This window comes from Aliidiomarina shirensis (genome assembly GCF_003987345.1).
Taxonomy (GTDB): Bacteria; Pseudomonadota; Gammaproteobacteria; order Enterobacterales; family Alteromonadaceae; genus Aliidiomarina; species Aliidiomarina shirensis.
Genome location: NZ_PIPP01000001.1, coordinates 80,391 through 102,525 on the forward strand (window position 1 = coordinate 80,391; position 22,135 = coordinate 102,525).

Genomic DNA, 22,135 nt, shown 5'->3' on the forward strand with positions numbered 1-22,135 from the left:
GCAATGACAGAGATGTTAATCATTAGAAGTAGATTAAATTTAGCTTGATTAGAAATTCTGTATCACCTGCTTTACCATTCCGATAAATGTACAGTTTCCATTCACAGATGTCACGGGATATCAGTGATTAAACGGCTTAAGCCTCTTCTGGCCGCCATCGATAATCAGCTGCTTTAATGTTGCCTCGGAGGTTTCGTCCAAGGAGCAATGCCTACTTTACCGTTTTCAGCTGGGATATCCGGATCAACGATAACGATCGAACCTTCTGGAATTGATTTGCCGCCAGTGTAACGGGTCATACGGGAGCCCCGAATGCGGAGCGCAAATGCTCGAGGACCCACACTTGTTGTGTGTGCATAATATTTTGGGGCTTCTGCCTGGCTAACATCCATTCCCAACCAATACCCTGCCTGAACCCACGAAATTAAAGGCACCTTGCCACGCAAGTCGGGGTCTGACTCAACATTTGAAGACGAACCATAAGCAAACTCGTCGAGCGTAATGCTCAGCGCTTTAGCATTCTGCCCGATGCACATACCTTTAAGGCTAGTCACGTCACTTTCCCATTGAGAAAAAGTCACATGATTTACGCCCACGGCTTTAGCTAGGTTCTTCTGCATTAGCTTGCTTCAAGAGGCAAATTTTTAAAAGCAAATTGGAGCGTAATCCAGATTACGATATAGTTTCTAAACACCATTTCTGCAGAGCTGGAGCCACACCAAAATGAAAACCATTGGCCTTATCGGCGGTATGAGCTGGGAATCTACGCAGGTGTATTACCGGCTGTTGAATGAAAAAGTGAAGCAGAGCTTGGGTGGGCATCATTCGGCGAAGGTGGTGTTGGTGAGTGTCGATTTTGCTGAAATTGCTGAGTTGCAGCATGCGGGTGATTGGCCGGCTACGGAGACTATTCTCTGTGATGCGGCGCAAGCGCTTGAGCGCGCCGGTGCTGATTTTATTCTGATTGGCACCAATACCATGCACAAAATTGCCGATGAGGTAGCAGCGGCCGTTTCTGTGCCCTTGTTACACATCATTGATGTTACTGCGGCAGCGCTTAAGGCACGCAGCATTAAACGAGTTGGGCTGTTGGGCACGCAATTTACCATGGAACAGGAATTCTATCGGGCACGGCTGCAGGCTCAAGGCGTTGAAATCGTTATTCCAGAGCCCGAAGAGCGGGAGCTAGTTCATAGTGTTATTTTCGATGAGCTCTGCCAAGGTCAGTTTCTTGATGCATCAAAGCAAGCCTACCTCAAGATAATAAAGGGCCTTGCAGCGCGCGGTGCTGAAGGCGTGATTTTAGGCTGTACCGAAATTGGCATGCTGCTACAAGATGGCGATGCTTCTATTCCTTTATTTGATACCGCCGAGCTGCATGCGGAAGCGGCAGTATCTAAAGCCCTGAGCTAGTGCACCTGAATCACCCCAACAAAACCGCCAACACCGGTATATACACCAACACGTTCAACGGGAAGGTGATGCCGAGTGCAGCTAGCATGGCTTTGCCGATGTCGGCGCTGGGTATGGCGGCACGAATAGCGGCTGGTGCAGCTATGTAAGAAGCGCTGGCGGTTAGGGCGCTGAGCACTAAAACTGAGCCTGTGGGCAATTCTAGGTAGAATCCGAGCAACAATCCGGGCCAGAGCATTACGAGTGGTGCCAATGCGGCGAATAGCACTAAGCGCCATAGTTTGAATGGAAACGGCCGACAAATTCGAGCGGTGGTGATACCCATTTCGAGCAAGAATAGCGCCAACAGGGCGGAGAACCCGTTTAATACCAAGCCTTCAATGGATGCCAGCCCACTCGGGCCATATAACCACCCAATTACCACACCGCCCATTAATAAGATTACCCCTCGGCTCGTGAGCGCTTCGTGCCAAATGGCGCCCATACTTGCCGGAGGGTTAGAAGCTGCGGTAGTTTGCTCACCCTCAGCACCGCTAGTATTCGCAACATCTTTCTGCGCGCGCCAATGATAAAACGCCAGCATGAGCACAATGGCGGGCAGTTCAAGAATTACCAAATAGAGTGTGGTATCGGCGGCGAGTGGCAATTGATAGCTTTCCGCCAGTGCCCAGGCTACGGCAAAGGTACCGGCGCTTACCGAACCGTAATGAGCGGCGATACTAATAGCATCAACGCGGGGCAGGCGCACGAGTTTGCGCAATACCGGAAAGAGAATTGGGGGCGACAGAAAGCCGAGGGCCATAATCAGGAAGAGGTTGCTCCACACAATACTATCGCCGTTGCTATGCAGTGCCAAACCACCTTTAATACCAATGCTGAGCATGAGAAGAATGGTGAGGATCTCGTAGATTTGTCCGGGAACTTTTAAATCCGATTTCACCAACCCTGCAATTAAGCCGAGTGCAAAAAAAGCGACAACGATATCTGGCATGGATCCTCCATTGATTAAGCTGCTTTGAGCAATGTGCTTTTCGCAACAACCGCTGGATTATGCAGAACTCTATCTATATATAAAAATAATTGATTGCAAACTAAAATATAGGTAATAATCTATAGCTGACGCCCAGAACAATTCCGCAGGAGTGTGTATGCAATTGCGCCAGTTAAATTTCCGGCTACTTGAAGTATTTCAGCAAGTGGTTGAAGAAAAGAGCATTTCGGCTGCGGCTCGCAAGCTGCATTTAACCCAGCCTACGATTTCAGCGCAAATTCGCCGGTTAGAAGATGTGTGTGCAGCTGAGTTATTACAGCAAGAAGGCCGGCAGATGATACCCACGCTCGCAGGTGAGCATTTATATCGAGCTTGTGGCGATATTATGCGGCGCATGCATGAATGCACGCAGGCCATTTCGGCGATTCGTGAGGGCGATCGCGGCACATTAAAGATATCGCTGGTGAATACCGCGCAGTATGTGATTCCGCCATTGGTAGCGAAATTTAATCGGCAATATCCGGATATTGGTGTGGAGCTGAGTATTGGCAATCGCAGCAGTACTTTGCAGCGCTATAACAATAATGCCGATGATATTTATATCTTCAGCCACCCGCCGAGCGATTCCATGGTAAAGGCGGAGCCTTTCATGGCGAATCGCTTGCAGCTTATTGCGCCGGTGAATCATTGGGCGGTGCAGCAATGCGAGCCAGTAAGCTTCCAGCAGTTGGTAGATGAACCTTTCTTAATGCGTGAACCGGGCTCGGCCACACGCATGGTATTTGATACCTGGTTGGCCGGACGCGGTTTGTATTTAAACCACACCACGCAAATCGAGAGTAACGAGGCGATTCGAATTAGTGTGGCTGCGGGAATGGGTTTGGCGGTGCTATCGGAGCACATTATTGATCATGGCAGCGATGCGGTTGCCCGTGTTAATACCGAAGGCTTTCCACTGCCGGGGCAGTGGTACATGGTGAGCCGCAACGATTCCAGTAATGCCAATATCATTGATAAGTTCCGGGTGCTGGCGTTAACCGCGAATTTGTAGCCTGCGCTTATTTCGCTATTTTTATTAAGTAATCAGCTAATGCACCCATACCGGTGCGTTCTCCACCTGCACGTTCTTCAGCGGCTTGGTTGTAGTTGGTATTGGTGTTCACATCGTAAACAAAGAGCTCGCCTTCGGCGTTTTCAATGAATTCAATACCGGCCACATCAATAGCGTTATCGCTTAAAAAGCCTTCAAGCTGGCTAATGATACTGTGGCTGTTAAAGCGCTCGGTAATCGTAAACTTGTGTGCTTCTTGGGCGCTGCTGGCACTCGCACTCTCAGTCGCACTCGCACTCGGGTCGGGCTCCGCTCCTGTTGGGCAAAACTTATCTTCGATGCTGCAATTATCGGCAGGGCAAAGCTCGAAGCCATCTTCGGTATTTACTTGCACGGTATATAAAAACTTGCGGCCAACGAATTCGGCGCGGGTAATGAAAGGTTCTTTCGGCTGAATATATTCTTGTAGCAGCCAAATACCATCGAGCGGTTCTTCGTGGTCAGTTCGTTCCACGTAAGTTTGCAATTCAGCTAACGAATTGAAGCGTTGCACGCCAAGGCCTTTACCGCCACGGTTCGGTTTTAAAATTAGGGGCCATTGATTGAATTGTTCGGCGGCCTGCAACACATGCTGTATACCTACTACTGCGTGGGTTTTCGGAACTTGTAAACCTGTTCGTTGTAGTGCGGCATATTGGGAAATTTTGCATACTTCAAGGGCAAGCACCCCGGTGTTATTCACTACGGTGCGCTGATAGCCTTCTAACCAAGTAAGCACTGCACGGGTAAGCTCTGGTGCGAAACGGTGGCCACGCGTATGCGAAGAGGCACTCATACGGTTGTAGTAAACCGCATCGCTGGGTTCTTCAGTAAAAGGCACTACGCCGGTATCTAAAAACATTTCGCGTGCGTTAACGCCGCGTTTGGCAAATTCTGCACGTAGTGGTACTAACCATTCGTCGTTTTCATGAATAATAACAATATCGCGCACTTGAACCCCTGCCTATGCCAACAAAAAAGATGCATTCTCAGAGGCATTACACCGCGAAGAGCAGGAGAGGATCAAATTGAAAAAGTTATATATCAGATTGTGTGGTTCTAAGGGGTAAACGCTACCGTTACACTTCGATTTCCACTCGATTGCGCCAACATCATTGATAAGTTTTGGCTGCTGGCGTTAACCGCGAATTTGTAATGTGCTGTACTTGGAAAGCAGGCTCGCTAATGAGAAGCACGCTCGTAAACTGTCATCGTGAAGTTAACCGGTGCGTTAGAACGATTCTCATATGCGTGGCGTACATCCATAGTTGCTGTGAGCGAACAGTTTTCATTCAAATTAATTACTTCATTATCAATGATGATTGTTAAGCAGCCCTTTTCAACATGAATAAGTTCAATCGTGCCCTTTGTGTGTGGATCAGAGGCAAACGTTTCGTTGGGGAGCATATGCCAACGCCAAAGCTCCACCATTACAGATCCTTTTGTTCCTGCTAATAAGCGTGCTGTTCCGCCGTGTTCCCCCTGCCAAAGTGTCGGGATGTCGTTTGGTTTGTTTATTTTAACGTTAGGTCCATCAGAGATAGCTACGATATCAGCAACAGAAACACCAAGTGCATTCGCTAGTTTACAAAGGATCCCAATACTTGGATTAGCGCGGCCTTTTTCAATTTGCACCAGCATACCTTTACTGATTTCAGATCGTTTCGATAGCTCGTCAAGCGAAAGCTTGTGCTCTTTTCGAAACTTATTGACGCGTTCAGCAACCGCTAAACTAATTGATTCATTAATTGTTTCGTTATTTGTTTCATTATTGCCGGTCATTATATTGACTTTTGTTTCCATATATTGAATCATCAGGGTCTTGGTATTATCAATGTGATTTATGGATGTAGTCAATGTTTGAGGCGAATATGTATGATCTTGTAAGTACGTTTGTAATGGGAATGGTCATTTCTGGAGGCTTAATAATTGCCATCGGGAGCCAAAATGCGTTTTTGTTGAAAACAGGGCTCACAAATAACCATCCTTTCACAGCAGCTACTATCTGTTTCCTTGGTGATTTCTTACTCATTGGCGCCGGTGTTTTCGGAGTTGGAGCATTAGTTAGCGTTGATAGTGTTTTGGGGATTCTATTAAGTATTACGGGGACCATTTTCTTAATATGGTACGGTTCAGTAGCGTTACGCTCAGCCATTCGTGGCACTGGAACTTTAGTTGTGGAGCAAAGCGAGCGCTCGCCGAGCCGTTTAAAAACTACGGTTTTAATGGCAATGGCAATGACATTTCTCAACCCACATGTTTACATTGATACTGTGGTATTGATTGGTGGTGTAACGGCTAGCCTTTCGCAGAATCTAAAGCCATGGTTCGTAGCGGGAGCTTTAATCGCCTCCGCTACATGGTTCTATAGTTTAGTATTTGTGGCGAAAAAACTTTCGAACGTTCTTAATAAGCCTAGAGCATGGCAAATTATTAATACCCTTATCGCCTTTTTAATGTTTTTAATCGCTGCAAAATTATTGTATACGCTGATTGGCGTGTGGACATAAATATAGAAGCTACACCTTGGTTTCCACCCGATTGCGGCCATTTCGCTTGGCGGCGTAAAGTGCATTATCGGCAAGCGATAGTAGCTTATCGAGCTTTTCGTGCTTCGTTTGGCTTTCGGTAACGCCGAAGCTGCAGGTGAGCTTGAAGCGCTCGTTGGTTACTGTGCATTCAAACTCCATTTCTTCTATTTTCTGCCGTAGTTTTTCGGCTACTTTAACGCCTTGCAGCAAGGTGGTATCGGGTAGGGTAATGGCGAATTCCTCGCCACCAATACGGCCGAGAACATCTTCCGAACGAAGCTGGGCTTTCACTTCCCGGGCTATTTCTTGCAACACAATATCGCCGGTGGCATGGCCGTAGGTATCGTTCACTACTTTGAAGCGATCGAGATCAAACATAACCACGGCTATTGGCTTCTCGAGGCGATCACACAACTTAATGGTGCTTTCGGCGCGTTCAACGAAAAAGCGGCGATTATACAGCTTGGTAAGTGGGTCGGTGGTGGCAAGCTCGCGAAGCTCTCGCTCTGCAAGTTTGCGCTCAGTGATATCTTGGATAGTACCGTGGTAGGTTCCGTTTAATAGGTTGAGCTCACCAATTGAATGTACCCAACCAATGGTGCCATCCGGCCGCACAATTCGATATTCGATATCTATTTTGCCAAGCTCTTTTGCGCGCTCTTCACTTTCGCGCAGTAGCTCTATATCTTCAGGGTGTATGTGGCGATTCACCAGCTCAATTGAAGGGCTTGTGTGCGCTTGTTCTAAACCAAAAATTTTAAATACCACATCAGACCAATACACTTCACCGGTTTCCATTTTCGCATACCAGTTACCAATCGATGCGAGCTCCTGCGCTTCATGTAATCGCCGCTCGGATTCTTCGAGTTTTAATTGCGCCGTTTTCAAATCGGTAATATCGAGCAGCATGCCATTCCATACGGTGGAATTGTTAGGCCCTTGTTCTTGGTTGGCTCTACCGCGAACCCATTTCACGCGGCCGCTATGATGCACGCGAAAATCGCACTGCCATGGGAGTGATTTTACTTTCGAGGTAACAATGGAATCTTCTACGCGTTCGATATCATCAGCGTGGATAAGCTTGAATACATCCTTTGCGCTTTCAGGCGGAACCGCGGCGCTTGAGGTTGAATCATCGAGTAATCTTGGACTGGCAAACGGAAAGCTAACCTCACCATTAGCATCAATTTGAAATTGAAAAATAACGCCGGGCGCTACTGAAATAATTTGATTCAGTTTCTTTTCGAGGTGGCCCAAAACTTTCGGGGCGAGATCAGTGTCGTTGGTCATAATAGGTTCCTTTTGCTGGTATTTTACGCAATAACGAATCAATATTCATTGATTGGTATCAAAAAATACCAGCAAAAAGTGTTTAGCAGCCTAAGCCACGCTTAACACATGGGCTACCAGCTTTTCGATGCCTGATTCAGCTTCACTCACTGATTGCGCCAACATATAAGCCGGTGTGCTCGCTGTTTTATGGGTGTTATCCACCACAATATCGTTCACCGGACATTCCACATGCTCGCCACCCATGTTGTTAATGGCCTCGGCGACATCTTTATCGTTACCTACGGTAGCTTTTACGCCTTTGCCGAATACATGCGGCATAAGCACCGGGGCAATACATAGATAACCGGATGGTTTATTAGCTTCGGCAAATGCCTTACATATCGCAAGAACTTCTTTATTCACCGACATATCTTCGCCGTTTAAGGCAAAATTACAGAAGTTCTTCGCGACACCAAAGCCACCTGGCAAGATAAGTGCATCAAAATCAGCTTCATTGAGTTCATCCAGAGGTTTTACGTTGCCGCGCACGATGCGTGCTGATTCTTGCAATACATTGCGTGTTTCCGGCGTTTCTTCGCCATTTAAGTGATTGATGTGGTGTAGTTGCGAGATATTGGGCGCAAAGCACTCATAGCTCGCGCCTTGCTTCTCGATATGCAATAAAGTTAGCACCACCTCGTTAATTTCGGCACCATCGTAAACGCCCGAACCGGATAATAAAATAGCTACTTTTTTCATGCTTATACTCCTGTTTGGCCTCGGTTGGTTTGGCTTGATGAGTTGGTTTTATCTTGTTCATTAAAGTATGGGGGATGTTCTTGAAGTTTCAAGCCGGTGCTTACGTGCTGAGGGTAAATTAAGCGCCAAGTTTTGCACTATAGCGGCCTTAACATCGGAAAACTGCGCTGTACCTGTTATAGTTATTTTGCAGGTAAATGATTTAGGTGCGTGCAGCCAGAAGCGGATGCATTCTCAAAGGCATTCAGCGTATAGGCACATGCACCTGCAACCAAGGAGAATACTATGGATAAGCTAAAAGAAGTTGTTTATACCGCAAATGTAAGCACGAAAGGCGGCCGTACAGGCGAATCAGCCTCTGATGATGGTCGTTTGAAAGTATCATTATCAACCCCGAAAGCGATGGGTGGCGATGATGGCCAGGGCACCAACCCTGAACAATTGTTTGCAGCGGGCTACTCCGCGTGCTTCATGGGCGCCATGAAAGCGGTATCGGGCAAACTTGATGTTAAGGTTCCGAACGATGCTAAAATCGATGCTGCGGTAAGCTTCGGCCCAATCGAGCAAGGCTTTGGCATTGCAGTGAAGATGGATATTTCATTACCGGGCTTGGATCGTGCAGATGCTGAGAAGCTGGTAGAAGCCGCGCATAAGGTATGCCCGTATTCCAACGCTACTCGTGGTAACGTTGATGTAAGCCTGAACGTGGTTTAACAACCGATTTTGAAATGCCGTTTGAATAACGGCTGCATAATCATAAAGCCGAACTGCTCTCCGTGAAATGACACCGAGTAGTTCGGCTTTTTCTTTGCCTGTTATTTACCGATTTTTTTAGAAAAGAAGGTTTGGTTCAGGCATTGGCGAAATTGAGTTGTTGAGTTTATACTGAAGAGCCTTTTAAAAGGCTTTTTAAAGCCCGCTATTTGCAGGTTACTGTTTAAAAGTCACGGCTTAAGGGGAAAGGACGCTTACTATGAAAACCGAAACAATTACTTATCTGAAAGAGAACGCCAATAGTTTGGAGTTGCAGGAAGAATTGATGATTACGAAAAAAGGGAAGCCTGCTTTTGTAGTTCAATCTTATGCTGATTATGCGTTCCAGCAGGAAACATTAGCGCTTTTAAAGTTAATGAAGCTTTCTGAGAAATCATTAACTACTGAAAAACTTAGTATTGATGAAGCGTTTGAACAAGATGGCGCCTAAACAATACAACATTGTTGCTTCGCCGGTGTTTAAGCGTTCGCTCCAGCGTTTACGTGCCTTTCTATCAGAGCAGTTTGGTGAGAAGGTGGCAAACTCGGTAAGTGAAAACATTAAGTTAAAAATAACCGAGCAGCTTACTCTGAATACTTTCTGCGGCCCCATCAGTGAGCGGCTTTTTCAACTTGGTTTAACTGAATACCGGCAATTACTTATCGATGAACATAATCTTGTGTTCTATGTTGTAAGGAATGCCGATAGCAGTGCCGATAGCCCAAAGGATACTGATAACGAGCAGGAAGTGCAGTTGCTCTTAGTTATGGATTCTCGGCAAAGCATTCAGAAGCTGTTGTTCGAACTTAACTTACTGATGTAAATTCGATTCTAAACGTTAAGCTAGCTTGTTTCTTCGGTGGTTACTGGTTTTGGTTTTGCCGCAGGCGCTGCTGGCTCTACCCCCGCTGAAGGCTCTACCCCCGCTGAAGGCTCTACCGCCTCTGAAGGCTCCGCTGGCGTTGCAGGCTTAGGCGCTTTTTTCTTGGCTGGTTTCTTCGCACCCAAGGCTATCAACACTTGTTCGCGCTCGCGAGCGAGGAAAAACGCCATATCTTCAACCTGTTGCTCACTACTTAGCGCTTCACAACCTTCGAGCAACGGTACTAACTCATCAACCATATCAAGCATTTTATCGTGCGCATCGGCTTCGGCTTTGCTGGTAAATGTCATTTTTTCTTCTCCGTTGCGTACAACTACGTATTGCGTAATTACAGCCATTGGGATTCCTCGTGGGGGTGTATTTAATAGAAACTATATACTGGTTATTTATACAGTTATTCGGTTGTGATCGCAAGCCTAGATAACGGTGAAATGAGGCTTTTTTGGGGTGAATCAAAGCAGTATAAAAAAGGCGATTGAATGGTTTTCCAACAGCTACTGCTTCGCGATATACTGGCTCGAATTTTTTGTAATAGGTTTTTTCAAGAGCCGATTTTTTAGAGCTAGCGGCTCTCAGAATAGGTTAGTGATTAGGATATAAAATGGCGAAAGCAGCTGCGGTACATATTTTAGTGGAAACGAAGGAAGAAGCGGAACGGCTGAAAGCTGAGTTAGCGAAAGGTGCGAACTTTCATGAGCTGGCGAAGAAGCACTCGATTTGTCCTTCGGGCAAGAAGGGCGGTGATTTAGGTGAGTTTCGGCCGGGCCAAATGGTGAAAGCCTTTGATAATGTGGTTTTTAAAAAGCCGATTTTGCAAGTGCATGGGCCGGTTAAAACGCAGTTTGGGTTTCATCTGATTAAAACGCTTTACCGCAGCTAAGGGTTTTGAAGCAACACCTTCGCGCTCGATAATAAATTTGCTGCACCCACATGAAATGAGCAGCTCAACTTTAGGACATAACATGACAACAGAATCAAACACGTACCCTATTGGTAAGCCCGGCGTGGCTTGGGGCGCCGAAGAGAAGAACATTTGGCTGAATGAACAAACGCAAAAGCGCTCCTATTTTGATGATGTAGTAGCAGTTATTGAATCGTTAGCGAATGATTTTGATGTTGAGCAATACGGTGAGCTTGCGTATGCGGAACATGGCTTTGCTGATTATCCGCTGCTGCTGGTGAAATCGAAGCATTGGAGCGCGGAAAAACCAACGGTAATCGTTACCGGTGGGGTTCATGGTTATGAAACTAGTGGTGTGCATGGTGCCTTGCGCTTTTTGCAAACCGAAGCGTTGAAATATACCGAGCAATTTAACGTGTTAGTGGCACCGTGCATTAGCCCGTGGGGTTATGAAACCATTAATCGTTGGAACCCGGAAACTACCGATCCAAACCGCTCGTTCTTGCAGCCAAGCCCAGCACCGGAAGCCGCGCAAATTATGGCGTATGTAGCTGGGTTGGAAGGTAAGATTGTAATGCACATTGATTTGCATGAAACCACGGATACCGATAATAGCGAATTTCGCCCAGCGCTTGCGGCTCGTGATGGCATCGTGAATGATAACTGGAATATTCCCGATGGTTTTTATTTGGTGGGCGATAGCCAACATCCAGCGGCGGCATTTCAAAAGGCGGTGCTCGATTCGGTAGCGCAGGTAACGCATATTGCTGAAGCCGATGATAATGGCAAATTGATTGGTGTGCCGGTAGCGCAATTTGGTGTAATTAACTACGAAGGCAAGAAATACGGCTTATGTATGGGCCTTTCGGGTGCTGATTACGTGACCACGACCGAAGTTTACCCAGATAGCGCCAATGCAACGCCAGAGGAGTGTATTTTGGCGCAGGTTGCTGCAGTTGTTGGTGGTTTGAATTATGTAGCGGCGCACCTAGAGTAACTACGCACGTTGAATCGATACAACCCGAGGAGGTTGCGGATGGAGCGAATATCGATGTTGCGGCAACCTGCTCGAAGTATGGCAGAAACATTGCGTGCGCTGGCGCTTGCGGCTGAACAAGTTCCCGAGCGCGATTGTTATGGAAAGGGCGCGCTGATTAATGATCTCGAGCAAGAAGTGGCCTCGATGCTGGGTAAGCCGGCAGCGCTGTTTCTTCCGAGCGGCACTTTAGCACAGCCGTTAGCCCTGAAGATTTATTCCGAACAGCGGAAACTTTCGCATATTGGCTTGCATCCCACATCGCACCTTTTACTGCACGAGCAACACGGCTATCAACACCTGTGGGGTTTGGATGCGCTGGCAATTGGTGCACCTGAACGGGTGTGGCAGTTGGGTGATTTTACTGCTTTACCCGCTCAGGCAATGGCGGCGATGATATGGGAATTGCCCGCGCGCGAAATAGGTGGGCAGTTGCCTACCTGGGAAGCGTTAAACGAGCAAGTGGCATGGGCGCGTGAACACAATATCGCGGTGCACTTTGATGGCGCCCGTTTGTGGCAATGCCCAGAGTATTATCAGCGCAGTTTGGCTGAGATTGCGGGCTTAGCGGATTCGGTTTATGTAAGTTTTTATAAAGATTTAGCGGGTATTGCTGGGGCAATGTTGGTGGGCGATGAAGATTTCATTGCTGAAGCCCGTATTTGGGCGCGCCGCGCAGGCGGCAACCTGTATTCGCAATATCCATATTTACTGGCGGCAAAGCTTGGTTTGCAAGAGAACCTAGCCAGCATACCGCAAGCGGTGAACTACGCTCGGGAGTTGGCAAGCGCTTTTGCTGAAATGCCAAACATTCGTATTAACCCGGCGGAACCGCAAGTAGCGATGTTTCACTTGCATATTCAAGCCGATAAACAGCGCCTCTTGCATGCAATTCAAGCCTATAGCGATGCACACCATGTTGAAGTGCTACCAACGCCCCGGGCTGAAGCCGATGGCTGGCAGATTTGTGAAATTCCGGTAGGGCGCAATGCGATGGCAAAACCCGTGGCGTTTTGGCAAGCGCACTTAAAGCAACTACTCGCGTTGCTTTAAGTGCTTATACCTGTGTGCGCCGTATTAATTCGGGCTAGAAGTTTAATAGTAAGAAGCCAATACCAATGCGGTTTTGCCGATGGTTATAATCAATTAAGGTTTCACCGTAACCTGAAAACAACTGCAAATAAGCGCGAATACCATCAGGGCGCTTTGTAAGTGGGTAGGTGTAATCGAACTGCACCGAGCCACGATCGGTAGAGAAATCGCGGGTAATTAAAGTAATACTCGCGGTGCTCCGGCCCGGTAACCAAGACACGCGAGTTTCAACATTACCACGATAGCGTAGTAAATCTGGGTTATCGTCGTCGTCGTTGGTTTCATTAATGCGTTGCTTCCACTTACTTTCAATCATAAATTCGCCATATTCAACAACGCCACCCACATAGGTGTAATTCCAGCTGCGTGAAAGCGGCTCGCTCTGGCCATTCGAGTGGTGCGCAAAACCCGCCTGAACCATACGCAAGCGCGGTTTACCCGGAAGCACATCTAACCGTTCAGCAATTGGCACGGTATAAATAATTTCAGGGTTATGATCGGTGCTACGAAATGGCCGTGAATCTTTATTATCGTAAGCCTGCCACAATGATGTTTGCGTGTAGGCTGCCCACAAATCGGCATTCGGCAGAAATAGGTTTTCCCAAAGCTTTGTGCGTAATGATATTTGCAGCTTTATTTCGGTGGAATCGTAATCCGGTTGCTCCGGCGCATCACCTCGGCTTGGGCTCGTGGGCTGACGATTAATAGAGCTTGAGTAGTGAGCAGGTAAAAAGAAATTCGGTTGAAAGGTACGAATCACAAAGGTGCCGCGCTTATCGTTCTGATCAAGTTCCCAAAACTTACTAATGAAATCACTTGGCGTAATGCGTTCTTCCTCTTCTTCAACCTCGGTGTTATCGGTTTCTTCGGCGTATGCAGCAGCGCCTGATAAGGCAAAAAATAGAGCGCCGGCAAAAATACATGAATACCGTATAAACTGGGTTATGCGGCCTGAAGTAGGGGGCTGGTAGCGTGTCATGATGTCTTCCTTGTGGTATTGGTGCTGGCGCTTCACTAGTGAATTCGTTAGAGTTTATAAAATGCCAGAAAAACAAAAATAAACATAGTATTTAAAGGATTCTTATCGTGGCTTTTTCTCAACAACAAAAGCATGGAAGCACACCGAAGTTTCGCCGCAAGGTAAAACACCCGCAGAAAAAGTTTAAGCTTCGGCAATATATCGCTTCGCGCTCAATTGTTCGCCTAGCGATTGATTATATCGTAATTAATGCAGCCATAGCGATTTTGTTGGCAACAGCCCTTGTGCTCATTACGGGGGATAGTAGCCAAGCAATCAACTACATTTACTCTATTTATACGGAGTTGTTTGGTAAGGAACCGAATTGGAGCTTGCCGGATCGCTTTATGTATCAGAATATCCGAGCGTTTTTGGCTACTTTATCGTTGCTTTCGCCTTCGTTGTTTCTGGGTATCATTATCTACAAATTCTTCGTTTTGAAGCGCGATAACATTGTATTTCGAAGTATGTGCGATGTGGATGAAGAAAATGGTGAACGTTTTTTAAATATTCACTTTTATATTTCTTCTTCATTAAGCCTTTATAATTTGCAGTTCACTGCGTTTATCCGCACCTACGAAACATGCAGAGAAAATGCCTCGGGCAAGATTTATCCGATGAATACCTTTCCGCTAACGCTTAATGGTGATTCATTTTTCCCACTGCCTTATAACTATGTGCCAGGCCGCTTTCGGATTAAAATCAAAGAGAATCCTACCATTGGATTACGCACCGATAATCCATCGATTGTCATCGGCGACGATCAAGTGATTGAGGTTCATACCAGTGAACGTAAAATTCGGATTGATCGGAAACGCGGCGATTTCTGTGAGTTATATGTGGTAGCTGCGGGCGAGGTGCCTGATCTGCAAGCGCAATTTAGTGAATTAAAATGTTATCGCATTCCGGAAGACGTTTCGGCAAGCCCGCTACCGGAAATGGTAACGCGCTTTATACGTGATGAAGATCGTTTTGAGGTGGATAATTGGCCTGATTTTGAAGGCCAAAAATTAAATCGTTCACAACGCCGTAAGGCGAAGAAAGCCGGTAGCCTCGCTGAGTAAAAGCGAGCTTACCTGTAACTTTTTGGCATCAAAGTTCTTCGCTAGGTTATGTTTTTCCAGCAACGCAGCCACGGCCTCGGGTTGTTCTAGGGTTACTGGCGAATCAGGGCTGAGTTGCAGCAAGAGGTCATCAATTACGCGCAAATCAGCGGCAGTTAATTGTGCGAGTTCAAGCATTTGGAAATCGAATAACTGCGGGTTATACAATTTAAATACGCTGTATAAATCACGCAGCTCTGCCAAGGGCCGGGCGGCAGCATCAACGCGTAAATCAACCACGGTGTCTGAGCCACCTAAGTAACCACCATGTGGCCGCTTAATAATCATGGCAGCTGCAAGTTTGCCACGTTTATCACCGCCATGTTGCTGGCCTGCAAGCATGGCTTTAATCATTGCCGTGCCCATTTCTAAACCATCGTGGCGAGCTTTACTGTAGGCTGCAGCCACCGCTTCGGCAGTGCCAGCAATTAGCATATTGCCGAGGACAAAGAAATTATCACCGGTAACACTTTCCATTTCTGGGGTGCAATTCGCGCCGGTATATAAGTGTGTTTCGCCGGCGCTATTCATAATGCCCACCTGACGCACCGCCGCCAGATCATCGGCAATTAAGAAATCATCGAGCGCTTGCTCGGGGCTGCGGCCATCGCGCAGCGATTCTAATGCCGAACCGGCTGCATCGGGGTTAGCAAAGCTTTGGCTTACCACCAAACCAGCTCGCGCGTTGATCCATGGAACTAAAGCGCCCACCGCTAAGAAATTCGAAGCGGTAATAATACCAAGGCTTTCAGTGTCTGGATCTCGTACTGCTAGTGTATAGGTGGCAATCATTGCTTAGTCCCTTTCTCGAATCAAACCCTCTTGCATAGTTGATGCAACTAACACGCCATCACGGCTAAATATTTGCCCACGTACTAAACCACGTGCACCTTGCGCGCTTGGGCTATCAATAGCATACAACAACCAATCGTCCATGCGAAATGGGCGGTGAAACCACATAGCATGATCAATGGTGGCCATTTGAATTTTCGGATCGGCAAAGGTTTTACCGTGCGGCTGCATTGATGTAGGGAGAAAATTAAAATCAGAAGCATACGCCAATAAATATTGGTGAATGCGCTGATCGTCGGGCAGGGTGCCGTTGGCTTTAATCCACACGTAGCGCACCGGATCACAGGCTTTCGGTTTAAACGGGTTATATTCCGTTACAAACCGCATCAAAATCGGTTTTTCGCTGGTGAATTTACTGCGAATTGCCTCAGGAATAAGCTCGGCGTGTTCGCGATAAATATCTAAATCAGAAGGTAGGCCTTCAGGGCCTGGAACTTCCGGCATGGCGCTTTGATGATCGGCACCTTTTTCCGGTATTTGATACGAAGCGGTTAAGTGAAAAATCGGTTTACCAAACTGAATTGCTTTCACGCGACGTGTTGAGAAACTTCTGCCATCGCGGATATTTTCGACATCGTACACAATGGGCTTAGAAGCATCGCCAGGGCGTAGGAAATAGCTATGAAATGAGTGCACAGCGCGCTCTTCTGGAACCGTTTCTTTTGCGGCTGAAAGCGCTTGCCCCATCACTTGGCCACCAAACACTGCGGCGAAACCAAGATCTTGGCTTTGGCCACGGTAAATTCCTTGCTCAATAGGCTCAAGGTGCAATAAGTTTAATAAGTCGTCCAATACCTTACTCATTCATAATCCTTGTTTACTGCTCGTTATTTTGTTCTCTTAACAACATTGGTACTACCGCTGGGTTGCCATCGTTTTCTGCCGGCTCTAAATCTAAGATACGGGCAACAACGTTGTATAAATCTACCATTTTTACCGGGCCTACTTCACTTTTCTGTTTGAAGCTTGGGCCATGGGCAATGAAAATGCCTTGCATATCTGGGTGCTCATTATCGTAACCATGGCTGCCACGCGGGCGATAAAAATCGGCATCACTTTGCATATTCTCAAGCGCAAATTCACGAGCGAAGATCCAACCCGGATCGGCCAACACGAGAACATCAGCGATGCGTTTATTATTGGTGAAGTGGAAGCGCGCGGGCATGGTTTCTTTGGTAAACACCTGCGCATGGGGAAGGTTTGCTTCGAGTTCCGCAACAATGTTCTCGATTTCACCTTCTTTGGCAAAGATATGAGCGAGCTCGCGGGAGTACAGCGCACGCTCGGCACGTTCAGAGCTATAGGCTTGGTCGATAATCATGTGCTTGGTTTGATCAACCCGCGCCATACCATGGTCGGCGGTAATCATGATATCAACACTATTTAGCCAACCGCGCTGTTCAAGTTGTGCCATCAAATGACCAATTTCATTATCGATACTACGTAATGCTTCGCCTACTTGGCGTGAGCCTGGGCCATAGCCATGGCCAGCGGAATCCACATCACTAAAGTATAACGTAATCATTTGTGGGCGTTCTGCCTGGGGTTTCTCTAACCATTCGATAACGGTATCAACGCGCTTACGGTTACTCACTTCGCCATCATAAGGGAACCAGTAGGTAGCTTGAGTATCGTTAATCGGTGCTTCTGAACCTGGGAAAAAGAAGGTGCCAGCAACCATGCCTTGTTGTTCTGCAGTAACCCAAATCGGTTCGCCGCCCCACCAGCGCGGGTTAGATACCTCATGTTTTAAGCTCATGCGAAACACTGCATCAAACTCTGGATCATAAATGCTGTTTTCCACAATGCCGTGCTTTTCTGGATGCAAGCCGGTTACCAATGAATAGTGGTTCGGAAAGGTTTTGCTTGGAAAAACAGGTTGCAGGTGTTCAGCGCGCAAACCATCGTTGGCAAGGCGGTTTAAATTCGGCGCGTAATAGCGATCGAGATAATCGTGGCGTGCGCCATCGATCGAAATCAGAATAACCGTTGGCTCTAGTTCATGCCATGGCTGATTCTCTGCGTTCTCTTGCGCCGTAGCGGTTTGTGAGAATAGCGCAACTGAAACCCACAACGCACTGACAACGGCTATGAAACCGGTTTTTATCTGCGCCTTTTTCATCAGCGCTGAATTTTCGTTCGTTTTCGTGCTTGTGTGCTTTGTAAATAAGTGTGCAAATGCCATGAATACCACCGTTGCTGAAACGTTATTAGGTTTGCTGCTGCCAAATAATTCAAGCTCATGAGTATACTGATATTCAGTGACAATTGCATGAATCAAAGCTTCCCGAATGTTTACCTCGGTATTGATTGTATTGCGTTATTAAAGGTGTATATAGTGGTTATAGCTTGAATTTTTCGAAATAAAGCCCAAGCTTATAAGATAAGTAATATCACCAAGAAGGAATGCATTATGGCAGGGCAAGATAGTTTGAACACCCTTAGCTCGTTACAGGTAGGGGATAAAACGTTTCATTACTACAGTTTACCGAAGGCCGCTGAAGCATTAGGCGATATCGATAAATTGCCGGTTTCTCTGAAAGTTTTACTTGAAAACTTGTTGCGTAATGAAGATGGCACCACCGTGAAGCCCGATGATTTTAAGGCGATGGTGGCGTGGCTTGAGCGACGCAGCTCGGATAAAGAAATTGAATATCGGCCAGCACGAGTTCTGATGCAAGATTTCACCGGTGTGCCTGCGGTAGTGGATTTAGCCGCTATGCGTGATGCGGTTGCGAAAGCTGGGTTGCCAGCGGATAGAATAAACCCGTTATCAGCGGTTGATTTAGTTATTGACCACTCGGTTATGGTGGATAAATTTGCCACGCCGGAAGCGTTCGAAGAGAACGTGAAGATTGAAATGGAGCGCAATAAAGAGCGCTATGAATTTTTACGTTGGGGGCAGAAGGCCTTCAATAATTTCCGTGTAGTGCCGCCGGGCACCGGTATTTGCCATCAGGTAAATTTAGAATATTTGGCCAAGGTTGTTTGGTCGAGTGAAGAAGATGGAAAAACCTTCGCGTATCCCGATACCCTAGTGGGTACCGATTCGCACACTACCATGATTAACGGCCTTGGCGTGTTGGGTTGGGGTGTAGGTGGTATCGAGGCCGAAGCTGCTATGTTAGGCCAACCGATTTCGATGCTGATTCCTGAAGTTATTGGTTTCCGCCTTGATGGTGCTTTACCAGAAGGCGTTACGGCTACCGATTTGGTGCTTACCGTTACCCAGATGCTACGGAAAAAAGGTGTTGTGGGTAAGTTCGTTGAGTTTTATGGCCCTGGTTTGGCGAGTTTACCGCTTGCAGATCGTGCAACGATCGCCAACATGTCGCCTGAATACGGTGCTACCTGTGGCTTCTTCCCGGTGGATGAAGAAACATTAACCTATCTCGAATTATCAGGGCGCGATCAAGAAACCATTGATCTGGTGGAGGCGTACTCAAAAGCGCAAGGTATGTGGCGCGATGATAAGAATGAGCCGGTATTCACCGATACACTTTCGCTCGACATGAACACAGTTGAACCTTCGTTAGCGGGCCCTACACGGCCACAAGATAAAGTTTCACTTAGCCAATTAGGTGAGAGTTTCAACCTATTATTGGAATCAATAAAGGTAGCTGAAGATCCGGAAATGGGCGGTAAGGAATCATTAAGCCGTGCCGATCTGAGTACCGATACAACGGTTCCTATTGAAGGTACAGAGCACAAACTTAGCCATGGTGATGTTGTTATCGCTGCGATAACGTCGTGTACCAATACCTCGAACCCCAGCGTGATGATGGCGGCGGGCTTAGTGGCGAAAAAAGCTATTGAGAAAGGATTGCAACGTAAGCCGTGGGTTAAATCATCGTTAGCGCCGGGCTCTAAAGTGGTTACCGATTACTTGGAAGCCGCAGGGCTGGATACCTATCTGGATAAGCTTGGCTTTGATCTCGTGGGTTACGGCTGTACTACGTGTATCGGTAACTCAGGGCCATTACCAGATGATGTTGCTACCGCAATTGATAAAGGTGATTTAGTTGTATCGTCGGTGCTTTCAGGGAACCGGAACTTTGAGGGCCGTATTCATCCGCAAGTGAAAGCAAACTGGTTAGCTTCACCACCCTTAGTGGTTGCTTTTGCGTTGGCAGGCAGCACGCGAATGGATCTAAATAAAGATCCATTGGGTAATGATAGTGATGGTAACCCGGTTTATTTGAAAGATATTTGGCCAAGCACGGCAGAAATTAAAACCGAAGTTGCCAAAGTAGTAAGTGATATGTTCCGGAAGCAATATGCGGAAGTATTCGATGGCGATGAGCATTGGCAGGCATTAGAAATTCCCGATAGCTTAACCTATGAGTGGAAAGATGAATCTACCTATGTAGCAAATCCCCCGTTCTTTGAAGGTATTGATAAGCCAGCTGCCGAACCAAAAGATATCGATTCGGCCCGCGTATTGGCTCTGTTTGGCGATACCATTACTACCGACCATATCTCACCGGCGGGTGCCATTAAACCAGATTCACCGGCAGGTGCCTATTTGCAGGAGCAGGGCGTAGCGATTGAGGATTTCAACTCTTATGGCTCGCGCCGCGGTAACCATGAAGTCATGATGCGCGGCACATTTGCCAACATTCGTATCAAGAACCTTATGGTGAAGGGCTCTGAAGGTGGCGTTACGCGCCACATGCCTTCAGGTGAGGAAATGTCGATTTACGATGCAGCAATGCGTTACCAAGAAGAGAAAACGCCGCTTGTTGTTCTTGCCGGTAAAGAGTATGGCACAGGCTCTAGCCGTGATTGGGCGGCGAAAGGTACGCGATTGCTGGGGGTTTCGGCGGTAATCGCTGAAAGCTATGAGCGTATTCACCGTTCTAACCTGGTAGGGATGGGCGTATTGCCGCTGCAATTTAAAGATGGTGATAGTGCACAGAACTTGGGCTTAGATGGCAGTGAAACCATATCGCTAAGTGGTTTAAATAAAGATATTAAACCGGGGCAAGAAATTCAGGCCGTAGCGAAGAAAGATAATGGTGATGAGGTGAAATTTAGCCTCACTTGCCGTATCGACACCTTAAATGAGGTTCATTACTTCTTAAGTGGTGGCATTCTACATTATGTTTTACGGCAGCTTGTGGCTGAGTAATACGTATATTTAATATACATCTTAGAAAAGAGCTCAGTGTGTTTAAACACTGAGCTTTTTTATTGCTGGAAATTGAGATGGCGTTCTTGTTTCAGTTACCGTCGAGCTGAAAGATCGGTGCGGCGGATTTCGATCACCATGCCAAAATTCGGGTGATCAAAATAATGGGTTTCGTGCGAAATAACCCGGCGTAGCTGCTTCAAAGGATATGCTCGCAGGAACTCGAGGCTGTTATCACTTTCACTAATAAAATCCTGAATTTGTTCTTCCGGCGAACGCACGGCAGGGTTCAATAAGGTTACTTCGCGTAAGCTAAAATCAGTATTAATATGCAAGTAGTTGCCGATTAAGTAGATATCGAGCAGCCCATCAAATTCCCAAACATCTTCTGGTGTTCCGGCCGGTTGTTGAATGGGCCGTATGGGTAAATCATCTTCAGCATTGCGATAATCTACAAATTCGAACGCGTTGTTATCAATTGCGTTAAATACGAAATCGATGCTGGCAAAAATATCCTCTTCGCCTTCTTCTTGTGCAGTGCGCGCTAACTGCAGCGTTTGCATGAGTTGATCGCGAGCCGATGATGCAATTGGAAAGCCGGCGTAATCAAATTCGTCGCTGTAGTTTTTGCCAGCAAATAAGCGTATTTTCCGCCCTACATGTTGGTTAAAAACCGGTTGCCGCCACGCTGTATGTAAAAGAACTTCAGTGTCTTGGCGTCGTTCAAATGTTCTTCGTAGTTGTTGAAAACGGAAATTGTCGATGTGAACGGTGAACGGCACCTCAGCTTTTAATAGTTCTTCGCGCGTACCTTTTTTACGGCCACTAATCATGACAGGCATAGCGTGAGGTACGCTTGAATAGATCTCTTGCTGGCCCTGATACCAACTTGCTACCAGAGGTAAGTGTGGTAAGCGGCGGCAGAAAAACGAATTCGTTGAGTAATCGCTATATTCATCAAGCAACATACTTGGCGTGAGCATACTTTGGCGCAGGCTGGGCACCCAGCTTTTTGCACCAGAGCAGGTTGGTAGCGCGTTCAGATAGCCACGCAGATCAAGGCGGATTCGTTCATTTAACAAATCGCGGCTTGCTGCTGCATTAAATGGAATCACTTGCCGAGGGAATTGTTCCGGATCTGTTTCATCGACATCCGTGTAGCGAAAAACCAGTACTTCCACTTCAAACCAACGGTAACCGCGATCGGTAATTTCTTCAGCAAATGCTTGGCTACTTAAGCTCAAGAACATAGCTGCAATACTGAAAAAACCGCAGCGGGTTGAAAATTTCATATATGCACTTCTCCAAA

The 22,135-nt window shown here is 46.9% G+C and carries 23 protein-coding genes; 11 read left to right on the forward strand and 12 right to left on the reverse strand.

The window, feature by feature from the left end; genetic code table 11:
- Positions 1 to 173 precede the first annotated feature (173 nt).
- Positions 174 to 554 carry a LexA family protein gene (locus tag CWE13_RS00340; RefSeq protein WP_126805364.1) on the reverse strand — a complete coding sequence of 127 codons (381 nt, stop codon included), beginning with the start codon at positions 552 to 554 and terminating at the stop codon, positions 174 to 176.
- A 169-nt stretch (positions 555 to 723) separates the two neighbouring features.
- Here CWE13_RS00340 and CWE13_RS00345 point away from each other — a divergent pair, with 169 nt between their 5' ends.
- A complete protein-coding gene (locus tag CWE13_RS00345) occupies positions 724 to 1,413 on the forward strand; it encodes an aspartate/glutamate racemase family protein (protein ID WP_126805365.1) in 690 nt (229 codons plus the stop codon).
- Positions 1,414 to 1,423: 10 nt separating this feature from the next.
- Here the strand turns inward: CWE13_RS00345 and CWE13_RS00350 are convergent, their stop codons facing one another.
- Entirely contained in the window at positions 1,424 to 2,404 is a 981-nt protein-coding gene (locus tag CWE13_RS00350; RefSeq protein WP_126805366.1) for a sodium-dependent bicarbonate transport family permease, read from the reverse strand.
- A gap of 157 nt (positions 2,405 to 2,561) precedes the next feature.
- Between CWE13_RS00350 and CWE13_RS00355 the strand changes: the two genes are divergently transcribed.
- The gene (locus tag CWE13_RS00355; protein ID WP_126805367.1) at positions 2,562 to 3,455 is read left to right on the forward strand and encodes a LysR family transcriptional regulator; all 894 of its coding nucleotides are present in this window, start codon (positions 2,562 to 2,564) and stop codon (positions 3,453 to 3,455) included.
- A 7-nt stretch (positions 3,456 to 3,462) separates the two neighbouring features.
- Here CWE13_RS00355 and CWE13_RS00360 read toward each other — a convergent pair whose 3' ends face one another.
- Positions 3,463 to 4,446, reverse strand: coding sequence for an ATP-grasp domain-containing protein (locus tag CWE13_RS00360; RefSeq protein WP_126805368.1), 984 nt, complete (start codon positions 4,444 to 4,446; stop codon positions 3,463 to 3,465).
- A 230-nt stretch (positions 4,447 to 4,676) separates the two neighbouring features.
- On the reverse strand, positions 4,677 to 5,297 hold the full coding sequence (locus CWE13_RS00365) for a helix-turn-helix domain-containing protein (RefSeq protein ID WP_241973604.1): 621 nt from the start codon (positions 5,295 to 5,297) through the stop codon (positions 4,677 to 4,679).
- A gap of 53 nt (positions 5,298 to 5,350) precedes the next feature.
- Here CWE13_RS00365 and CWE13_RS00370 point away from each other — a divergent pair, with 53 nt between their 5' ends.
- Complete coding sequence (locus tag CWE13_RS00370) at positions 5,351 to 6,004, forward strand: LysE/ArgO family amino acid transporter (protein WP_241973605.1); 654 nt, start codon at positions 5,351 to 5,353, stop codon at positions 6,002 to 6,004.
- A 9-nt stretch (positions 6,005 to 6,013) separates the two neighbouring features.
- On the opposite strand, the gene CWE13_RS00375 is transcribed toward CWE13_RS00370, so the two are convergent.
- Positions 6,014 to 7,315, reverse strand: a complete 1,302-nt coding sequence (locus tag CWE13_RS00375) for a GGDEF domain-containing protein (RefSeq protein ID WP_126805369.1) — start codon at positions 7,313 to 7,315, stop codon at positions 6,014 to 6,016.
- 90 nt (positions 7,316 to 7,405) lie between these two features.
- Positions 7,406 to 8,056 (reverse strand): isoprenoid biosynthesis glyoxalase ElbB, encoded by a 651-nt coding sequence (gene elbB / locus CWE13_RS00380; RefSeq protein WP_126805370.1) that lies wholly within the window; start codon positions 8,054 to 8,056, stop codon positions 7,406 to 7,408.
- 285 nt (positions 8,057 to 8,341) lie between these two features.
- On the opposite strand from elbB, the gene CWE13_RS00385 reads away from it, so the two are divergent.
- The 3 genes from CWE13_RS00385 (at position 8,342) to CWE13_RS00395 (ending at position 9,633) form a co-directional block, all read left to right on the forward strand.
- Positions 8,342 to 8,770: an organic hydroperoxide resistance protein gene (locus CWE13_RS00385; RefSeq protein ID WP_126805371.1), complete on the forward strand. Its 429-nt coding sequence runs from the start codon at positions 8,342 to 8,344 to the stop codon at positions 8,768 to 8,770.
- A gap of 259 nt (positions 8,771 to 9,029) precedes the next feature.
- Complete coding sequence (locus tag CWE13_RS00390) at positions 9,030 to 9,260, forward strand: type II toxin-antitoxin system prevent-host-death family antitoxin (RefSeq protein WP_007419624.1); 231 nt, start codon at positions 9,030 to 9,032, stop codon at positions 9,258 to 9,260.
- Entirely contained in the window at positions 9,250 to 9,633 is a 384-nt protein-coding gene (locus tag CWE13_RS00395) for a hypothetical protein (protein ID WP_126805372.1), read from the forward strand. Before CWE13_RS00390 ends, CWE13_RS00395 begins: the two co-directional genes overlap by 11 nt.
- A gap of 20 nt (positions 9,634 to 9,653) precedes the next feature.
- Here the strand turns inward: CWE13_RS00395 and CWE13_RS00400 are convergent, their stop codons facing one another.
- Positions 9,654 to 10,031 carry a YebG family protein gene (locus tag CWE13_RS00400; protein ID WP_126805373.1) on the reverse strand — a complete coding sequence of 126 codons (378 nt, stop codon included), beginning with the start codon at positions 10,029 to 10,031 and terminating at the stop codon, positions 9,654 to 9,656.
- Positions 10,032 to 10,294: 263 nt separating this feature from the next.
- Between CWE13_RS00400 and ppiC the strand changes: the two genes are divergently transcribed.
- The 3 genes from ppiC (at position 10,295) to CWE13_RS00415 (ending at position 12,683) form a co-directional block, all read left to right on the forward strand.
- Positions 10,295 to 10,573 (forward strand): peptidylprolyl isomerase PpiC, encoded by a 279-nt coding sequence (ppiC, locus tag CWE13_RS00405; protein WP_126805374.1) that lies wholly within the window; start codon positions 10,295 to 10,297, stop codon positions 10,571 to 10,573.
- Between the two features lie 82 nt (positions 10,574 to 10,655).
- The gene (locus tag CWE13_RS00410; RefSeq protein ID WP_126805375.1) at positions 10,656 to 11,591 is read left to right on the forward strand and encodes a M14 family metallopeptidase; all 936 of its coding nucleotides are present in this window, start codon (positions 10,656 to 10,658) and stop codon (positions 11,589 to 11,591) included.
- Between the two features lie 39 nt (positions 11,592 to 11,630).
- Positions 11,631 to 12,683 carry a threonine aldolase family protein gene (locus tag CWE13_RS00415; protein ID WP_126805376.1) on the forward strand — a complete coding sequence of 351 codons (1,053 nt, stop codon included), beginning with the start codon at positions 11,631 to 11,633 and terminating at the stop codon, positions 12,681 to 12,683.
- A gap of 34 nt (positions 12,684 to 12,717) precedes the next feature.
- Here the strand turns inward: CWE13_RS00415 and CWE13_RS00420 are convergent, their stop codons facing one another.
- Positions 12,718 to 13,701, reverse strand: coding sequence for a phospholipase A (locus CWE13_RS00420; RefSeq protein WP_126805377.1), 984 nt, complete (start codon positions 13,699 to 13,701; stop codon positions 12,718 to 12,720).
- A 107-nt stretch (positions 13,702 to 13,808) separates the two neighbouring features.
- Between CWE13_RS00420 and CWE13_RS00425 the strand changes: the two genes are divergently transcribed.
- Complete coding sequence (locus tag CWE13_RS00425; protein WP_126805378.1) at positions 13,809 to 14,804, forward strand: hypothetical protein; 996 nt, start codon at positions 13,809 to 13,811, stop codon at positions 14,802 to 14,804.
- On the opposite strand, the gene CWE13_RS00430 is transcribed toward CWE13_RS00425, so the two are convergent.
- The 3 genes from CWE13_RS00430 to CWE13_RS00440 are packed head-to-tail and all read right to left on the reverse strand — an operon-like array spanning position 14,760 to position 17,880.
- Positions 14,760 to 15,635 (reverse strand): DUF1028 domain-containing protein, encoded by an 876-nt coding sequence (locus tag CWE13_RS00430; protein ID WP_126805379.1) that lies wholly within the window; start codon positions 15,633 to 15,635, stop codon positions 14,760 to 14,762. The genes CWE13_RS00425 and CWE13_RS00430 overlap by 45 nt on opposite strands.
- 3 nt (positions 15,636 to 15,638) lie before the next feature.
- Positions 15,639 to 16,499, reverse strand: a complete 861-nt coding sequence (tesB, locus tag CWE13_RS00435) for an acyl-CoA thioesterase II (protein ID WP_126805380.1) — start codon at positions 16,497 to 16,499, stop codon at positions 15,639 to 15,641.
- A 13-nt stretch (positions 16,500 to 16,512) separates the two neighbouring features.
- Positions 16,513 to 17,880, reverse strand: a complete 1,368-nt coding sequence (locus tag CWE13_RS00440) for an alkaline phosphatase family protein (protein WP_241973606.1) — start codon at positions 17,878 to 17,880, stop codon at positions 16,513 to 16,515.
- A gap of 228 nt (positions 17,881 to 18,108) precedes the next feature.
- Here CWE13_RS00440 and acnA point away from each other — a divergent pair, with 228 nt between their 5' ends.
- A complete protein-coding gene (acnA, locus tag CWE13_RS00445) occupies positions 18,109 to 20,826 on the forward strand; it encodes an aconitate hydratase AcnA (protein WP_126805381.1) in 2,718 nt (905 codons plus the stop codon).
- Positions 20,827 to 20,921: 95 nt separating this feature from the next.
- Here acnA and CWE13_RS00450 read toward each other — a convergent pair whose 3' ends face one another.
- Positions 20,922 to 22,118 carry a CsiV family protein gene (locus tag CWE13_RS00450; protein WP_126805382.1) on the reverse strand — a complete coding sequence of 399 codons (1,197 nt, stop codon included), beginning with the start codon at positions 22,116 to 22,118 and terminating at the stop codon, positions 20,922 to 20,924.
- Between the last annotated feature and the right edge of the window lie 17 nt (positions 22,119 to 22,135).

Excerpts from the sequence above, each read along its gene's own strand:
- CWE13_RS00345 (WP_126805365.1), top strand. The coding sequence starts at position 724 with ATGAAAACCATTGGCCTTATCGGCGGTATGAGCTGGGAATCTACGCAG.
- CWE13_RS00350 (WP_126805366.1), bottom strand. The coding sequence starts at position 2,404 with ATGCCAGATATCGTTGTCGCTTTTTTTGCACTCGGCTTAATTGCAGGG.
- CWE13_RS00355 (WP_126805367.1), top strand. The coding sequence starts at position 2,562 with ATGCAATTGCGCCAGTTAAATTTCCGGCTACTTGAAGTATTTCAGCAA.
- CWE13_RS00365 (WP_241973604.1), bottom strand. The coding sequence starts at position 5,297 with ATGGAAACAAAAGTCAATATAATGACCGGCAATAATGAAACAAATAAC.
- CWE13_RS00370 (WP_241973605.1), top strand. The coding sequence starts at position 5,351 with ATGTTTGAGGCGAATATGTATGATCTTGTAAGTACGTTTGTAATGGGA.
- CWE13_RS00375 (WP_126805369.1), bottom strand. The coding sequence starts at position 7,315 with ATGACCAACGACACTGATCTCGCCCCGAAAGTTTTGGGCCACCTCGAA.
- elbB (WP_126805370.1), bottom strand. The coding sequence starts at position 8,056 with ATGAAAAAAGTAGCTATTTTATTATCCGGTTCGGGCGTTTACGATGGT.
- CWE13_RS00385 (WP_126805371.1), top strand. The coding sequence starts at position 8,342 with ATGGATAAGCTAAAAGAAGTTGTTTATACCGCAAATGTAAGCACGAAA.
- CWE13_RS00390 (WP_007419624.1), top strand. The coding sequence starts at position 9,030 with ATGAAAACCGAAACAATTACTTATCTGAAAGAGAACGCCAATAGTTTG.
- CWE13_RS00395 (WP_126805372.1), top strand. The coding sequence starts at position 9,250 with ATGGCGCCTAAACAATACAACATTGTTGCTTCGCCGGTGTTTAAGCGT.
- CWE13_RS00400 (WP_126805373.1), bottom strand. The coding sequence starts at position 10,031 with ATGGCTGTAATTACGCAATACGTAGTTGTACGCAACGGAGAAGAAAAA.
- ppiC (WP_126805374.1), top strand. The coding sequence starts at position 10,295 with ATGGCGAAAGCAGCTGCGGTACATATTTTAGTGGAAACGAAGGAAGAA.
- CWE13_RS00410 (WP_126805375.1), top strand. The coding sequence starts at position 10,656 with ATGACAACAGAATCAAACACGTACCCTATTGGTAAGCCCGGCGTGGCT.
- CWE13_RS00415 (WP_126805376.1), top strand. The coding sequence starts at position 11,631 with ATGGAGCGAATATCGATGTTGCGGCAACCTGCTCGAAGTATGGCAGAA.
- CWE13_RS00420 (WP_126805377.1), bottom strand. The coding sequence starts at position 13,701 with ATGACACGCTACCAGCCCCCTACTTCAGGCCGCATAACCCAGTTTATA.
- CWE13_RS00430 (WP_126805379.1), bottom strand. The coding sequence starts at position 15,635 with ATGATTGCCACCTATACACTAGCAGTACGAGATCCAGACACTGAAAGC.
- tesB (WP_126805380.1), bottom strand. The coding sequence starts at position 16,499 with ATGAGTAAGGTATTGGACGACTTATTAAACTTATTGCACCTTGAGCCT.
- CWE13_RS00440 (WP_241973606.1), bottom strand. The coding sequence starts at position 17,880 with ATGGCATTTGCACACTTATTTACAAAGCACACAAGCACGAAAACGAAC.
- acnA (WP_126805381.1), top strand. The coding sequence starts at position 18,109 with ATGGCAGGGCAAGATAGTTTGAACACCCTTAGCTCGTTACAGGTAGGG.
- CWE13_RS00450 (WP_126805382.1), bottom strand. The coding sequence starts at position 22,118 with ATGAAATTTTCAACCCGCTGCGGTTTTTTCAGTATTGCAGCTATGTTC.